This is a genomic window from Acinetobacter sp. CIP 102637, from assembly GCF_000368425.1.
Taxonomy (GTDB): domain Bacteria; phylum Pseudomonadota; class Gammaproteobacteria; order Pseudomonadales; family Moraxellaceae; genus Acinetobacter; species Acinetobacter parvus.
Window position 1 is genome coordinate 1,455,425 of sequence record NZ_KB849435.1, and the last position, 16,333, is coordinate 1,471,757.

Here is a 16,333-nt window from a genome sequence, read left to right on the forward strand (position 1 = left end):
CATTTTGTTTGCTTAGCTTAAGTTGTTACGATTCGTTCATTACCTTAGAATTTCACCATGTCAAATCGTGTTTGGCTATATGCCTTTTTACCAGGCACTACCTGATTTCCATGCCATTTTTGAAGTTTATCTGGGTCAACAATGGATACTGTTTGATGCAACGAATATGGGAGCGATTGATGAGTTTGTAAGGGTTGGTACAGGTTTGGATGCTAAAGATGTGCCCTTTGCCTCTTTATTTGGAACAGCCGAACTGATCAAAATCAAACCCCAAATTACCAAGCTCTAATGATGATAGTCCCGTGCACCAAACAGCGCTGTCCCGACTCTGACCATGGTTGAACCTGCCGCAATAGCAGCGTCCAAATCACCTGACATCCCCATACTCAAGGTATCCCAATCTTGAGGCCGTGCATGGAGTGATTTTACTTGCTCAAACAAGGTTTTTGCATCGGCAAATGCGACACTATTTTCTGGCGCTGGAATCACCATTAGCCCACGTAAACGTATGTTTGGAAGTTGGCTAATCTGTTTAACCAGTTCAACAACCTCATCAGGCTGGCAGCCATCCTTGCTGTCTTGCCCATCAATATTCACCTGAATACAGATATTTAAAGGCTTTCGACTGTCCATACGCTGACTGGATAATCGCTCAGCAATAATCAGGCGATCTACGCCATGCACCCAATCAAACTTTTCCGCCAAATGTTTAGTTTTATTGCGCTGTACATGACCAATAAAATGCCATTCAATCTCTAAATCCTGTAGTTCATCAATTTTTGTCAACGCTTCCTGCAAATAGTTTTCCCCAAAGCTACGCTGTCCAGCCTGATACATTTCCCGCAGACTTTGGCTGGGATGAGTCTTTGAAACAGCCAGCAATTGCACGGATGCAGGATCACGCTGGACACGCTCACACGCCAGTTGAATCTGATCTAATACGGATTGACGGGATTGTTGCGATTGATTCATTGACACAGTTCTCACTTGTAAAATCTTTTTTTACATTGATAGGACTCAGGGTGTTGGTAAGCCTGAATGAAAGCCGTATATTATTCTACAAAATAATGAGACATTTTGGTTTGTTTCGGGGAAATTATGGATATTACAGAACTACTCGCCTTTTCAGTCAAAAACGGTGCTTCGGATTTACACCTTTCATCAGGTATGCCTCCTATGATTCGTGTGGATGGTGAAGTTCGCCGAATCAACTTGCCAGCACTTGAGCATAAAGATGTACACCGTCTGGTGTATGACATCATGAACGATAAACAACGTCGTGACTATGAAGAAAAGCTGGAAACAGACTTTTCATTTGAAGTTCCCAACATTGCCCGTTTCCGTGTGAACGCGTTTAACCAGAACCGCGGTGCGGGTGCGGTGTTCCGTACCATTCCATCAAAGGTTTTAAGTATGGAAGATCTGGGGCTGGGTTCAATCTTCAAGGAAATCTGTGATTATCCACGCGGGATTGTACTGGTGACAGGGCCAACGGGTTCTGGTAAATCAACCACACTTGCGGCGATGATCGACTATATCAACGAAAACCGCTATGACCACATTTTAACGGTCGAAGACCCAATCGAATTTGTACACCAGTCTAAAAAATGCCTGATCAACCAGCGTGAAGTGCACCGTGATACACATGGCTTCAATGAAGCACTGCGTTCAGCACTGCGTGAAGACCCTGACATTATCCTGGTTGGTGAAATGCGTGACCTGGAAACCATTCGTCTGGCATTGACTGCTGCGGAAACGGGCCACTTGGTGTTTGGTACACTACATACCACCTCTGCGGCAAAAACCATTGACCGTGTGATTGACGTATTCCCTGCTGAAGAAAAAGACATGGTACGTGCCATGCTTTCAGAATCTCTACAAGCGGTGATTTCCCAAACACTCTTGAAAAAGAATGGTGGTGGTCGTGTTGCAGCACACGAGATCATGATTGGTATTCCAGCAATTCGTAACCTTGTCCGTGAGAACAAGGTTGCCCAAATGTACTCTGCGATTCAAACAGGTGCAAACTACGGTATGACCACACTGGATCAAAGCCTGAAAACACTGGTCTCCAAAGGTGTGATTAGTACTCAAACTGCTCGTACCGCAGCCAAACAGCCTGAATCATTCTTATAAGAATAAAATGGATTAGAGAAATAATATGGATTTTAATGATTTACTTAATCTGATGATTCAACAAAATGCATCGGACTTGTTTGTCACCGCAGATGTTGAACCGTCAATGAAAATTAACGGACAAATTGTGCCTGTTGCCAAAACCAAGCTATCGGGTGAAATTGTCGGTCAACTGATCAACTCAGTGATGACTGACAAGCAACGTAAAGAATTTGCCGATACACGTGAATGTAACTTTGCCATCACCAACCGTGAAAAAACAGCACGCTTCCGTGTCAGCGCATTTCAGCAACGTGATATGCCTGGAATGGTTTTACGTCGTATTGAAACTGTTATTCCAACCATGGATGAACTCAAGCTCCCTAGTGTGCTGAAAGAACTCGCCATGACCAAACGTGGTATTATTATCTTTGTAGGCGCAACAGGTACAGGTAAATCAACCTCATTAGCTTCGATGATTGGTTACCGTAACCAAAATTCAAAGGGTCATATTATTACCATTGAGGACCCAATTGAATTTGTACATCAACATGCGGGTTGTATTGTCACTCAACGTGAAGTGGGTATTGATACTGACTCATTTGAGATTGCATTGAAGAATACCTTACGTCAGGCACCTGATGTGATCCTGATTGGTGAGATCCGTTCCCGTGAAACCATGGACTATGCCATTGCCTTTGCGGAAACAGGCCACTTGGTATTAGCCACCCTACATGCAAATAACGCAAACCAAGCACTTGATCGTATTATTCACTTCTTTGAAGCAGATCGCCATAGCCAGCTTTATATGGACTTGTCGCTTAATATGAGAGCAATGGTCGCACAACAGCTGATTCCAACCCCTGACGGTAATTCACGCCGTGCTGCCATTGAAATTTTGATCAATACACCATTATTGGCAGATTACATCCGCAAAGGTGAAGTACATGAAATTAAAGATCTGATGAAGCGTTCACGTGAATTAGGGATGCAGACCTTTGACCAAGCCTTATTTGACCTTTATAAGGCAGGTGAAATCACCTACAAAGATGCACTTAAACATGCAGACTCGCCAAACGATTTACGTCTCACCATCAAACTTTCAGAAGAAGGTGCAGATCAACTACTCAGTGCCAGCAAAAATATTACCTTTGATGGTCAATAAGCGATTTTTTTTAATCCATTAAAAAAGAGAAAGTTGTGAGCAACTTTCTCTTTTTTATTTGTTTAATTTTGGTCAATTAAACAAACTTTACGAGCTTGAATACTTATTTCTTACGAAAAGCTTCCTGACATTCAGCATCACTACAATAACCATACAAATTCAGCGAATGGCCAGTTAAGGCAAAACCATGCTGATCTGCAACTGAATGTTGCTCCTTTTCAATCACATCATTTGTAAATTCAACAACTTTGTTGCAATTCAGGCATACTAGGTGGTCGTGGTGATCTTCCTGCATAATTTCAAAAACAGAGTGGTTGTTTTCAAAATGATGACGCTGAATGATTCCAGCAGCCTCAAATTGTGTTAACACACGGTAAACTGTTGCCAAGCCAACATCTTCACCTTGCTCTAGCAGTGTTTTATAAATATCTTCCGCACTTAAATGGTGTTGCTTTGAATTTTCTAATAATTCCAAAATCTTAATACGAGGAAGGGTGACTTTAAGTCCAGCTTTACGTAAGTCTTGGTTGGAAATAGGCATGAAAAAAGGTCTCTCAACAAATCTTAAGTTGGAATAGGCAAGTAGGGTCTGCTGACATTTCACAGATGCTTGCGACAGAGGGCATTTTTTAGACGATACAAGGCATAACTTACGAAATTTAGCAATTCTAAATAAGTAAGATATAACGCAGTAGCGGCAAAAAATGCCCCTGTCCCACAGGGTTATGGTTAAAACTTCCCCAAACTTCGTTATGAAACTTGACAAGGGAGTCGCCATTGCCTGCGTTTCATGCCTCGTTTATGTCGTTCTAACCGATAACGCAAGGCATGGCTGAAATGGCAGCAGACCCTAGTATTTAAATGCAGTATGATCTATCCTTGAATCAAATGCATCATCATTTATCAGGATAGTGTAGCAAAATGCAAAAAATCATGCTGGCGTTGTTCGTCACTTCAGTACTTAGCGGTTGTTCAGTCTTTGGTGTTTATAAAGTTGATATTCCACAGGGAACACCCTTAACCAAAGCACAGGCATCTCAAGTACAGGTCGGCATGAGCTTTCAGCAAGTCCGTTTCTTGCTGGGTAGTCCAACTGTGACAGATCCTTTAAATCCACAGCGCTGGGACTACATCTACAACTATATACCAGGTACCTATGCAAAAAAAGCAAAAATACCAGCAGCCCATGGCCAACATTTAAAAGTTTACTTTGACGAAAATGGTAATGTACAACGTATTGAGGGCCTGGATACCATCCCTGAATCACAGCCTGGTTTACCAGCATCAAAAGAAGCCATCTTGACTGCGCCCCCACTATAACCACTTTCCCATAAATAAAGCCCCTCATCGAAGCATTCGTGAGGGGTTTTATTCTGAGGGGCTGCTAATATTTCACAGATGCTTGCGACAGAGGACATTTTTTAGACGATACAAGGCATGACTTATGAGATTTAGCTATTCTAAATGAATAAGGCATAACGCAGTAGCGGCAAAAAATGTCCCTGTCCCGCAGGGTTATGGCTAAAACTGCCCCAAACTTCGTTATGAAACTTGACAAGGGTATCGCCATTGCCTGCGTTTCATGCCTTGTTTGTATGGTTTTAGCCTATAACGCAAGGCATGGCTGAAATATCAGCAGCCCCTCTTATTGTGATGGTCTAAACCGATTCCCCTTTACAAATCGACCAACTGGATTCTTTGCAGCTCGCTTACGTCGAATATCTTTGGGATTAATGGTTAAAGCGCGATAGACCTCAACACGGTCCCCAGCCTGCAATATTGTTTCAGCCTCAATTCTTGAACCAAAAACGCCCAACTGCAAAGGTTCAGGTAAACTGACCTGATCAGCCAAGCCACTGTTCTGGATTGCCTGCAATGCAGTCATGCCCTCAATAAAGGCAACGGCGATATGAAATTGATGCTCAGGGCTGGCAAAGGCAACCCAGACTTGTTTGCCCTGTTCCATTATAGACTTTGTCCAATAACGGCCACCATCGCAACAATAATGGAAAGTGGCAACACCAGACGCACGGCAATACGCCACAGGTTATAAAACAGTTCATTGCTAAAATTCATGGCTTTACGCAGATGGCTAATCTTCATGATCCAGCCTGCAAAAATGGCATAGATCAGGCAAATGACCAGTCCCCATAACATCAGTAAAACATTAAAGATTTGCTCAACCTGAGGTATGATCCAAACTGCAATGGCAGCAACAATAATCACCCACTGCACAATGACTGCAAGTTGACGTTGTGCCAACTGTTCTTTCGCCAATTGAATCAATAACGCGGCTGACATGATTGCAGCAAACACCCAGGCTAGAGCTGGAAGCTGGGCCTGAATTGAAAAGAATCCAAAAGCAATCACAGCAAATAACTGGGCTATCCAGATCGGTAATGTGGCTGAAGATGCATTGTCCTGCTTTTTAATTGTAGACAAGCTGCTCTGCCAATATAGACCCAAGCCTAAACCACTGGCCACCAGAGCCAAAACGGTGGCATTGCCCCATTCCCTAAACTCCACTCCTGTCCAGTGCCATGCCTGTAGCTCGGTTCCCATTACATTGGCAAGGATAAATGCGCTAATCACACCAATTGCTGTCAGTGCAATTAAAAATAAACGTGGAATAAAGGACACGCCAACAGCGATGATTGCCAAAACCGCAAAAATAATTTGGCTGGACATATCTGCTGCAAGTTGCAGAGCGACCACATGCGTTGCTGTGGTTAAAACACTCCCTGTAAAAAAGGGAACAAAAATCACAGCTAACCAGCCAACCAGACGCCATCTAGGTGAGGCATCCGCATCGCGTGTCAAGCTGGAAAGTGCCTGCAATGCTGTGGTCTGTGAACGCTTTGCTAAAGCAATTTCAAGATAGCCAATGGGTAATGCCAACACAAACATAGTACCCAACCACAACAGCCAGAAGTCAAATTGACGATCAATCTGGATACCAACGGTAGGGGCCAATGTTGTGATCATGACAAAAGATAAGCAAAATGCCATCACTGGAGCCAGCCAGCGTGACAGAGCGGTGTCCTGCATAATGCATTCCTTGAAAAAATCCTTGAACTCATTGCACTTCTTTATGGAGCTTACAATGAAATATTCAATCTATTTTGCCTTTCTCAAGCGTGAAAATCAAAACAAAAGATGCCGAAAGAAAAAAGCAAATCACCCATTCAGATGATTTGCCGCGCATCATTTATTATTTTACTCGTTCGATCCCTTATTTATCATGCCCCCACTCAAAACGCTCTCGATAGGACTCTATTTTCTTGATAAATAAGTCATGTACGCGCTTGTGTGGTATACGGTATTTATAGTTTGCCTCTTCCTGCAAGCTTTCCTCGAAGATAAAATGTGACTGGGTATAATCAATAATATTATCCAGAATCCCTTTCATCTTTACCCGATCACTGGCATATTTTAAATCAGCAATTTCATTGATATAATCCAGAATACGACGATGCTGATCATCAATAACGTCTATTCCTGTATTATATTCGACAGACCACTTCATCCCCACACCCCACCTGAAAACCAACGTTATTTAGTGAATAAAAAGGCGAATTCAAACATCATATCGACAAATTTTTTAAATAAAAACACAGCATTTTTGTCAGATTTTAAAAATTTTCACTTAAAAACAATTAACCTATTGTCTTCTATTTAATTTAATATTATACCGATCAAAACACTCAAGTATTTTTTAATCAATGATAAAATTAACTTCATTATTTTATTGAAATAAAATAATTTTTATTATTTTAAATTATACTTTGGTATTAAAACCTATTATTCAGATTTTAAAGATAAGGCTCTATCACTTTAAATCAGGAATATATTTTTCACACCCATAACCTGCTTTAAAACCAACAAGTGTTTTTAAATCTATAAAATGAATACCCTCTACAATATCTGAATGAGATAATAGCCACTCTGTTGTTCTCTTCTCTAATATTGGTCTGCCCTTGTTATGCGCTTTAATGCTGGATTTTCAGCTTCCCGCATAAGACGCTCGACCCGCGTTAAAGCATGTTTAGTCGGTTGACCATGTTCAAACAAGATCATTTCTCCAGGCTGATACGCTTTCCACGCTTCATTATGCGTTAAAGGTTCAGTGGTAATCACAGCCACACGATCTTCTGGGGTGGTCACCTCACTAAAGTCAACCTCGACATCCAGATCAATCAGGTGGGCATGCTGAAATGGGTATTCACGTACCAGCCAGTGCAGCTTGGTGGTTGCATAGCTAAACAGTGCCTTGCCATTGGACAGGCAGAAATTGAACGTGCCGAATTCAGCAATCTGTGGCGCAATACGCTCTAACAGGGAAAAGACTTTTTCGATACAAGGCTCGGTATAGCCAAATGTTTGAACCATTTGATCCAGCAAGTAACAGAATGCACGTTCACTATCGGTATTGCCCACAGGTTCAAAACGACCACTGAGTTGGGGATTAAAATCATGTAAATCGCCATTATGCGCAAAAATCCAATGCCGCCCCCATAACTCACGCAAAAATGGATGGGAATTTTCCAGCGTAATTTTGCCTTGTGTTGCTTTTCGGATATGTGCAATCACATTACGGGATTTAATCGGATAATTGCGAATTAAATCGGCAATTGGCGATTCAACCGCAGACTGATTATCGACAAATAGGCGACAGGCTTTATCTTCAAAAAAAGCAATACCAAAACCATCACAGTGATCAGACGTGACACCAGCTCGTTGGGAAAAACCACGAAAAGAAAAGGTAATGTCTGTAGGGGTGGCGCAATTCATTCCTAATAGCTGGCACATATCTTCTAACTTGCTAACATCTATGCCTATTGTGCATGAGGTTCAGATGCGTTGTAAATCTGAATATGTGCGCACTATTGGATGAAGTGTGATAATTCCTACCGTTGCGCCATTTTATTCATCACAAATGAGGTGGCGATCTTGTTCACTTCCAGAAATACAAAATAATCCAGACATTTAAAATCCTCATCATAAAAGGCTTGTTTGGAGAGTCTGGACTGCATGCCCAAATAGGTTTGAAATAGCTTAGGCATCTTTTCATCCTGCGGAAAGCTGTAGTCAGGACGCTCTGGTTCAAAGGCACGCTTGGAACGAATGTCAATGCTTTGATGATCCGCCAACTGCTGAAGCTGGCGATGGGTATAATAGGCACGCGCCAGATTATCCTCCAGATGAATACTGACACAGCCCATGAGGTATTTGGCACGCATCGACCAAAGCACTTTAGGGGCAAGATTCAGCCACAACATGGATAATGCCTTGCCAGATCGAAACTGTGGATGTACACAGGTACGTCCAATTTCCAAAACGTTTGGTAAATGGGACAAATGAGGGATGATTTCAAATTCCTGAGCGCTGTAGCTCTGCCCAATTTCATGCCCCTGAAACAACTTGAGGCGAGTATAGGCAACAATTTCACCTGTCCATTTTTCACGTAATACCGCATGTTCGCAGCCAAAATCATAAAGGTCCTGATCCAGACCATCCTCAAAGGACAGTCCAAACTGGTGGCTAAACTGTGCTGCCCTAAAGCGTTGTACTTGTTGTAATTCTTTTAGATTATCCACCCACTCAAAACGAAACTGGTTTTGTGATGGTTTCTGGCGTAAAGGTGAAGTCAGTGTATGACGATACTGATTTAATTTTTCTAGCATAATGAAAGCTCCTTATGACTAGAGTTACCTTAAATCGCTTCAATGACACTTCAATGAATAAAACATGAACAGATGATGACGAAAAAAGAGACCTGTATGAGGTCTCTTTTTATTTGCAAAATCCTAGTGTTTTGCTCGATTGGTAATTAAAGTACCCACCCCATGATCGGTAAAGATTTCCAATAAGGTGGCATGTGGTACACGACCATCAACGATGTGTGCGCTGACTACACCACCTTTCACCGCATCCAGTGCACAACCCACTTTAGGAATCATACCACCATAGATCACACCAGTCTCAATCAGGCGATCAACTTCCTGCGTGCTCAGTCCAGTCAACAGGTTTTTATTCTCATCCAATACCCCTGTGATATTGGTCAATAAAATCAATTTTTCAGCACCCAAGGCTTCAGCCACTTTCCCCGCAACCAAGTCTGCATTGATGTTATAGGTATTGCCCTCTTCATCCACACCCAAAGGCGCAATCACTGGAATAAAGTCACCTTGGGTAAACATTTCCAGTACATCTGTTTTAACACCTGTGACTTCACCGACCATCCCCAAATCAATTTGAGTGACTGAACCGTCGGCTTCCTGTTTTTCCATCAGTAATTTACGGGCACGCAGCAAGTTACCATCTTTACCTGTTAAACCAATGGCACGGCCACCATGCTGGTTGATCAGGTTGACAATGGATTTATTGACACTACCGCCCAAAACCATTTCAACCACTTCCATAGTGGCAGCATCAGTCACACGCATCCCATCAATACGGTCAGATTCCTGCCCAAGACGCTTCAACAATGAATCGACCTGTGGACCACCACCATGGACCACAATTGGATTTAAACCCACTGTTTTCAACAACACGATGTCACGAGCAAATGAGCTTTCCAGCTCTGGATCAGTCATGGCATTACCACCATATTTGACCACCAGCGTTTTTCCTGCAAAACGCTGAATATACGGCAAAGCTTCAATCAAAATTTTTGCTTTATCAATGCCGATATGCTCGTGTGGCATGCGCCCTCTCCTTATTAAGCCTGTGCAAGTTCTTGTGCAATTTGTGGATATTGATGTTGCAGCATAGAAACAAATTTTTGGCGAATCTCAGTTAACCGATCTGGATGATCTGCATCAAAGCGGACAGTGAAATATTCACCTGTATTGGATGCTCGAATAATGCCAAAACCATCGTCAAAATCAAGCCTTACCCCATCAATTTTACTTAAACGAGCGCCTAAATGCTGGCTTAGCAGCTCAATGTCATCCAAAACCTGTTTAGGATTGACCTCATGCGTACTGATATAGGTATCTTCGGTACAATATCGTTCAGGGTAAATACTAAACAATTCAGACAGACTTTGAGCATTGGACTGGGTGAGGTATTCCATCACCCGTAACGCGGCATACAAACCATCATCGTAGCCAAAGCCACGTCCATCATTAAATACATAGTGGCCTGCATATTCACCACCAAATACGGCTGTACCGTGCGATTTGGACAAATAGGCACGCAGGAAACTGCTGCCCGTACGGATCATTTTGGCCTGACCATCAAGTTGCCCCACCGTATCAGCAACCATCCGAGAGCATTTCACATCAAATACGATTTCTTTATGCGGATGTTGTTGTAAGCATATTTGCGCAAATAAAGAGATGAGGCGGTCAGGACTAATAATATGTGCCTGTTCATCCAGCAATACGACCCGATCACCATCCCCATCAAGGGCAATACCCAAATCCGCTTTTTCAGCAATAATCGTGGCCTGCAATTGCTGCAAATGGGCAGCATGGGATGGATCGGGTGCATGGTCTGGGAAATGGCCATTCGCCTCACAACGCAATGCAATGACTTCACAGCCCAAATTCTGCAAGACCTGTTTGGCACAGTGTCCTGCTGAACCATGTAAGCCATCCAGAACAATTTTTAAGGGGCGCAGCAACTGAATATCACTCAATAAGGATTGTTGATATTTTAAACAAAATTCAGGAATAATATGATGCGATAATTCTTGTAGATCAGTATTTTTTCCAATTTTTTCTGAGGCAAATTGAGCTGCTAAACCGACCTGCTGAATAATCTCAGGGCTAGGCGGTTCACCCTTTAAAATCCATTTAATACCATTGTCCGATTTAGGATTATGGCTGGCAGTCACCATAATGCCATTCCCACCAAAATCACGGGCAATGTAGTACATCATTGGCGATGAACAGCAACCGATATTAGTCACGTTCAAGCCTTGTTGTTCCAATACTTTTTGAATAATATTGGCATAGCTTGGGCTGGTTAAACGTGCGTCATAGCCAATCACAATTTGAGTCTGCTCAGCATATTTATATTGTTGGGCTAAAGCATATGCAATGGAACATATAATATCTGGGGTAAGATTTGAAAGTTTTCCGCGAATATCATAAGCACGAAAAATATTCAGAGGAAACGTTTGTTGTATATTCACAGCAAGCCCTCTATTCTCAACATTTAAGAATAATTAAAAAATATAGACTATTAAGTAAATGAGTAGTCCTTATTCAGAAAAATTAAAATAATGAATCAGCTGCTTTTTAATCTAATTTTAAGGAACAAGCAATATGAAAAATGCAACGTTTTTAAGCAAAACATTGCATTTAAAGTGATAATTAACGAAAAACTTACTGTTTCCCAGTATGTCCAAAACCACCTGCACCACGCCCAGTTGCAACAAATTCTTCCACTTGTTCAAACTCTGCCTGTACCACAGGCACTAAAACATATTGTGCCAAACGCTCACCTGGTTCCAGACGGAAAGTGTTTTGTCCACGGTTCCACACAGAAACCATCAATTCACCTTGATAATCCGAGTCAATTAAACCCACTAAATTACCCAATACGATGCCATGCTTATGTCCCAAACCCGAACGTGGTAAGATCAAGCCCGCAAAGTTTGGATCTTCAATATAAATGGCCAGACCAGTTTTGACCAGGACGGTTTCACCCGCTGCAATCTCAATCGCTTCATCTAAACAGGCACGTAAATCCAGACCTGCTGAACCTGTAGTTGCATAGGCAGGCATTGCCCACTCCTGACCTAAACGGGCATCTAATACTTTAACCTGAACTTTCATGACAAATTCCTACTGATGATTTATTAACGTTTCAATAAAGCTCTTAAATTGGCGAGATGCTGTTGAGCCTGTTCTTTCGGATCAACATTCGGGGCAAGTTTCTTTTTACGACCATGCCACTCCAGTTCATCCTGTGGCAATTCATCCAGAAAACGGCTTGGGGTCATTTGACGCATCTGCCCACCATTCTTGCGTTGCTCAGCCAAAGTCAGGGTTAGACCCTGACGCGCACGGGTAATTCCTACATACATTAAACGGCGTTCTTCCTCAATCGTTTCAGCCGCAATCGAGTTTTTATGTGGTAATAGTTCTTCTTCTAGCCCAATCATGTACACATACGGAAATTCCAGCCCTTTCGCTGCATGTAATGTCAACAAATTCACCTTATCCGTGTCTTCTTCTTCCTGTTGCTGCTCCAGCATATCCAGCAGCACCAGCTTGCGAATCACGCTTTCAATATTTTTCTCATCAACATCATCAGTGCGATTAATTAGATTTTGAATACTGGTATATAGACTCTCGATATTGTCGAGTTTGGTTTTTTCCTGTGCAGGAGTCGCAGCCTGTTCACGGACATAGTCGATATAACCCGCTTCCATAATCATCTGACGAACCTTAGGCACAGGCGTATCATCATCCAGTAATTCACGGGTAAAAGTGGCAATAAATTCGGCAAACTCATGCAATTGTGTGGCTGCTTTTTTTGGCAATACCATAGCTAAACGCTGGTCTGATGATGCGGTAAGCAATGACAAGGTGTTTTCCTGCGCAAACAAGCCAAGTTTTTCCAATGTCACAGGACCAATGGCTCGTTTTGGCGTATTGATAATACGCAAGAATGCACTGTCATCTTCTGGATTGATAATTAAGCGTAAATAGCTCATCACATCCTTAATCTCGGCACGAGCAAAGAATGATTGACCACCTGATAGTTTATAAGGAATCTGCATTTGGCGCAGTTGCGTTTCGAGAACCCGTGCCTGAAAGTTGCCACGATATAAAATTGCGTAGTCTTTCCAGCTTTTGCCATTCATTAGTTTATGCGTAATCAGGTCTTTCACCACCCGTTCAGCTTCATCATCGTCATTTAAACAGGTGATAATCCGAATGGTTTCACCATGTCCCTTGTCACTCCACAATTTCTTGTCAAAGATATGTGGATTATTACCAATGACAGCATTTGCTGCTTTGAGGATACGGCTGGTGGAGCGATAGTTTTGCTCCAGCTTGATCACGTTTAAATTATGAAAATCTTCTTTCAGCAATGCCATGTTTTCAGGCTTTGCTCCACGCCATGCGTAAATGGACTGGTCATCATCACCAACGGCGGTGAACTGCCCCATCACTCCAACCAGAAGCTTGACCAGCGTATATTGTGCGGTGTTGGTATCCTGATATTCATCGACCAATAAATAACGGACACGGTTTTGCCATTTTTCTCGCACCTCAGCATTTTCCTGAAGCAAGCGGGTTGGCAGCACAATCAAGTCATCGAAATCAACCGCATTATAGGCACGTAGGTTACGTTCATAGAGTTGATACAAATGGGCAAGTTGAACATCCTCAACTGTTTCACAGACAGAATGCGCCTGTTCAGGGATGATGAGATCATTCTTCCAGTCTGAAATCTTCTTCATCGCCTTGGCAATGAGTTCCTTACTCTCCGCACCAGACAGGTTGTCACGCTGCATCAAGTCCATCAGGATACGTTTGCAGTCATCAGCATCTAAAATGGAAAAATTATTTTTAAGCGGTAAATGTTTAAGTTCCAAACGTAATAAATTCAAACCAAAGGTATGAAACGTTGAGACAGAAAGCCCTTTGGCCTCTTCACGGGAAAGTAGTTTCCCCACACGCTCTTTCATCTCACGTGCGGCCTTATTGGTAAAGGTCATCGCGGTAATACGGTAGGCAGGTATCCCACATTGCTTCACCAAATAGGCAATTTTTTGGGTAATCACAGATGTTTTACCAGAACCTGCTCCTGCAAGCACCAACAAAGGCCCTTGAACATATTTCATGGCTTCATATTGCTTGTCATTGAGTTGACTACCAGTCGACATCTGTACATACCCCTCATTTTTGAGCCCGATTTTGCGAGACTAAGTATAGACATCTCCGTTTTAGAATCCTAATCCTAAATCTCAGGATATGTATAAATTATGATGCCTCGCTCAACCCATACGTCGCCACTCGTCGCACTAATTATATTAAAAGTTCCAACACCCTAATTTTAGGCAATAAAAAACCAGCCGAAGCTGGTTTCCCACAAATCAGTAAAGAAGATTACTGTTTTGCATAAATGCTGATTTCAACACGACGGTTTTGTTCACGGCCAGAAGCAGTGCTGTTGTCCGCAATTGGGTTTGATGAACCATAACCTTGCGCATCAATACGGCCCGCTGATACACCCTGACTTGCCAAATAGCTTTTTACTGACTGAGCACGCGCTTGAGACAATGGAATGTTGATTGAGTCATTACCTGTATTGTCTGTATAACCAGTTACAAGAATCGCACTCTGGTTATCTTCAGCCAAAGTTTGCGCCACTTTGTTCAAGGTACCATAGAAGTTTGGCTTAATGTTTGACTTGTTGGTGTCAAATGTAATGCTACCAGGCATAATCAATTGAACAGAACCATCTGCATTACGGCCCACTTCTACACCAGTACCCTGCATTTGTTGACGTAGTTTTTTCTCTTTATCGTCAAGATATAAACCGCCAGCACCACCAAGCACCGCACCAATTGCCGCAGCACGGTTATTTTGCTTACTTGTGTTTGCATTACCTTTAGATATGCCATAACCTGCCGCAGCACCAATTATTGTACCTAGGGCAGCTTTATCATATTCTACGCCACCCATGTTATTACCTGTAGTTTGGCAACCAGAAAGTACCAATCCAGCCCCAACCAGTGTTGAAATTACTAATGCACGCATTGCGTAGCTCCTGTCTATGTATTTTTGTCTGATCAAATAATGAATGAGAAAATTCAGCTAGACCATTGATATTTTGTTAATAATAAACAATTTATTTATCTTTTTGTAATATTTTGATGCATTTTACTTCATAAAATCCTCATATTCTCTCCATTATTTTCAATTTATCGGATTTCTAAAAATATGAGATATATGTTTCAATAAAAGTTATTTAAGAACTTTATAAATGCTGGGTGCTTCACATATGATAAAGTGGATTAAAATTGCAGAAAATGGGTAAGTCCATAAAAAATGTCAACATCTTCAAATATACAATTGTATTGCAATTTCCGTTGTTTATAGTTGGAACATCTTTTTAAATCTCTGTACTCAAGGTTAGATTTATGTCTACTGCCCATAAAAAAGCATCCTTATTGCAAAAAGTCAGTAAAGGACTCACAGTTGGTTCAGTCATTACAGGAAGCACGTTTTTACATGGTCCCCCTGTTTTGGCACTCGGTTTTACCAAGCTGTTTAAAAAATCAAAAAAAATAGACGAAACCAATATTCAATTGGCCAATAGCTGGATTGGCATAAACAACCACCTGATTGAAAAGGTGCTGCCAAACCTAAAGTGGGATATCAGCATTGATGAAAAGCTTGACCTTAATTTACAGGGCCGCTATATGATGATTTGTAACCATCAAAGCTGGGTGGATACCACAGTGAACCAGTATTTTGGTTTAAGCCGTATGCCCCTTACCCGTTTCTTTACCAAATGGGAACTTATTTTCATTCCGTTTGTGGGTCAGGCATTTAAAATCCTGGGTTTCCCGATGATGAAACGCCACACCAAGGAACAGATTGCAAAAAATCCTGAACTGAAGTCACGCGATATGTATGAGGCGCGAAAAGCCTGCGAACAGTTATTGAGCCAGCCTTTTACCCTTTTAAACTATCTGGAAGGTACACGTTTCACTCCAGAAAAGCATGCACAGCAGCAATCCCCATATAAAAACCTGCTCAAGCCTAAAGCAGGCGGTCTGGCATTGGCCTTGAATATTCTGGGAGATAAGATTGATGCCCTGGTTGACATGACTATTGTCTATCCAGACGGCGTACCAGACTATGGAGATTTCTGGCTTGGCGATGTTCCACGCATTGCAGTGGATTTGCGTCAAATTGACATTCCTAATTGGGTGGTTGGCGGTAATTATGAAGATGATCCTGTTTATCGGGAACGTTTCCAAAAATGGGTGGATCAGGTCTGGACTGAAAAAGATCAACTCATTACTGCAATGAAATCCAAATATAAGCCATAATTTTTTTAGGGATTAAACAAGAA

Annotated in this window: 16 protein-coding genes and 1 pseudogene; 5 read left to right on the forward strand and 12 right to left on the reverse strand. The window is 42.0% G+C overall.

Translation table 11 applies throughout. The features are described from left to right. The first annotated feature begins 79 nt into the window (after positions 1-79). Entirely contained in the window at positions 80-289 is a 210-nt protein-coding gene (locus F967_RS09995) for a hypothetical protein (RefSeq protein WP_004676613.1), read from the forward strand. On the opposite strand, the gene F967_RS10000 is transcribed toward F967_RS09995, so the two are convergent. Then, positions 286-972 carry a YggS family pyridoxal phosphate-dependent enzyme gene (locus F967_RS10000; RefSeq protein ID WP_004799671.1) on the reverse strand — a complete coding sequence of 229 codons (687 nt, stop codon included), beginning with the start codon at positions 970-972 and terminating at the stop codon, positions 286-288. The genes F967_RS09995 and F967_RS10000 overlap by 4 nt on opposite strands. Before the next feature lie 126 nt (positions 973-1,098). Here F967_RS10000 and F967_RS10005 point away from each other — a divergent pair, with 126 nt between their 5' ends. Both F967_RS10005 and F967_RS10010 read left to right on the forward strand, forming a co-directional pair. Continuing rightward, the gene (locus F967_RS10005) at positions 1,099-2,136 is read left to right on the forward strand and encodes a type IV pilus twitching motility protein PilT (protein ID WP_004676611.1); all 1,038 of its coding nucleotides are present in this window, start codon (positions 1,099-1,101) and stop codon (positions 2,134-2,136) included. A gap of 25 nt (positions 2,137-2,161) precedes the next feature. After that, the gene (locus tag F967_RS10010; protein ID WP_004799675.1) at positions 2,162-3,280 is read left to right on the forward strand and encodes a PilT/PilU family type 4a pilus ATPase; all 1,119 of its coding nucleotides are present in this window, start codon (positions 2,162-2,164) and stop codon (positions 3,278-3,280) included. 103 nt (positions 3,281-3,383) lie between these two features. Here F967_RS10010 and fur read toward each other — a convergent pair whose 3' ends face one another. Continuing rightward, the gene (gene fur / locus F967_RS10015) at positions 3,384-3,821 is read right to left on the reverse strand and encodes a ferric iron uptake transcriptional regulator (protein ID WP_004682786.1); all 438 of its coding nucleotides are present in this window, start codon (positions 3,819-3,821) and stop codon (positions 3,384-3,386) included. A 380-nt stretch (positions 3,822-4,201) separates the two neighbouring features. Between fur and F967_RS10020 the strand changes: the two genes are divergently transcribed. Then, positions 4,202-4,600, forward strand: a complete 399-nt coding sequence (locus F967_RS10020; RefSeq protein ID WP_004676608.1) for an outer membrane protein assembly factor BamE — start codon at positions 4,202-4,204, stop codon at positions 4,598-4,600. A 325-nt stretch (positions 4,601-4,925) separates the two neighbouring features. Here the strand turns inward: F967_RS10020 and F967_RS10025 are convergent, their stop codons facing one another. From F967_RS10025 to F967_RS10070, 10 genes and pseudogenes are all read right to left on the reverse strand, one after another. Beyond that, positions 4,926-5,246, reverse strand: a complete 321-nt coding sequence (locus F967_RS10025; protein WP_004682787.1) for an RnfH family protein — start codon at positions 5,244-5,246, stop codon at positions 4,926-4,928. Continuing rightward, positions 5,246-6,328 (reverse strand): SLC5/6 family protein, encoded by a 1,083-nt coding sequence (locus tag F967_RS10030; RefSeq protein ID WP_004799677.1) that lies wholly within the window; start codon positions 6,326-6,328, stop codon positions 5,246-5,248. The genes F967_RS10025 and F967_RS10030 overlap by 1 nt, the downstream gene beginning before the upstream one ends. Positions 6,329-6,521: 193 nt before the next feature. After that, a pseudogene (locus F967_RS10035) lies at positions 6,522-6,812 on the reverse strand (bacteriohemerythrin); the annotation flags it as partial. A gap of 428 nt (positions 6,813-7,240) precedes the next feature. After that, positions 7,241-8,089: a class II glutamine amidotransferase gene (locus tag F967_RS10040; RefSeq protein ID WP_004682790.1), complete on the reverse strand. Its 849-nt coding sequence runs from the start codon at positions 8,087-8,089 to the stop codon at positions 7,241-7,243. A gap of 98 nt (positions 8,090-8,187) precedes the next feature. Then, complete coding sequence (locus tag F967_RS10045) at positions 8,188-8,964, reverse strand: GNAT family N-acetyltransferase (RefSeq protein WP_004757387.1); 777 nt, start codon at positions 8,962-8,964, stop codon at positions 8,188-8,190. Between the two features lie 123 nt (positions 8,965-9,087). After that, the gene (gene argB / locus F967_RS10050; RefSeq protein ID WP_004682793.1) at positions 9,088-9,987 is read right to left on the reverse strand and encodes an acetylglutamate kinase; all 900 of its coding nucleotides are present in this window, start codon (positions 9,985-9,987) and stop codon (positions 9,088-9,090) included. A gap of 14 nt (positions 9,988-10,001) precedes the next feature. Beyond that, positions 10,002-11,423 carry a phosphomannomutase/phosphoglucomutase gene (locus F967_RS10055; RefSeq protein WP_004799680.1) on the reverse strand — a complete coding sequence of 474 codons (1,422 nt, stop codon included), beginning with the start codon at positions 11,421-11,423 and terminating at the stop codon, positions 10,002-10,004. Between the two features lie 193 nt (positions 11,424-11,616). Beyond that, entirely contained in the window at positions 11,617-12,069 is a 453-nt protein-coding gene (gene dut, locus F967_RS10060; RefSeq protein ID WP_004682795.1) for a dUTP diphosphatase, read from the reverse strand. Between the two features lie 23 nt (positions 12,070-12,092). Next, positions 12,093-14,132 carry a UvrD-helicase domain-containing protein gene (locus F967_RS10065; protein ID WP_004761799.1) on the reverse strand — a complete coding sequence of 680 codons (2,040 nt, stop codon included), beginning with the start codon at positions 14,130-14,132 and terminating at the stop codon, positions 12,093-12,095. Positions 14,133-14,355: 223 nt separating this feature from the next. Continuing rightward, the gene (locus F967_RS10070) at positions 14,356-15,009 is read right to left on the reverse strand and encodes a YiaD family glycine zipper/OmpA-like lipoprotein (RefSeq protein WP_004676595.1); all 654 of its coding nucleotides are present in this window, start codon (positions 15,007-15,009) and stop codon (positions 14,356-14,358) included. Positions 15,010-15,392: 383 nt separating this feature from the next. Here F967_RS10070 and F967_RS10075 point away from each other — a divergent pair, with 383 nt between their 5' ends. After that, positions 15,393-16,310: an acyltransferase gene (locus tag F967_RS10075; RefSeq protein WP_004799683.1), complete on the forward strand. Its 918-nt coding sequence runs from the start codon at positions 15,393-15,395 to the stop codon at positions 16,308-16,310. Positions 16,311-16,333: the final 23 nt, after the last annotated feature.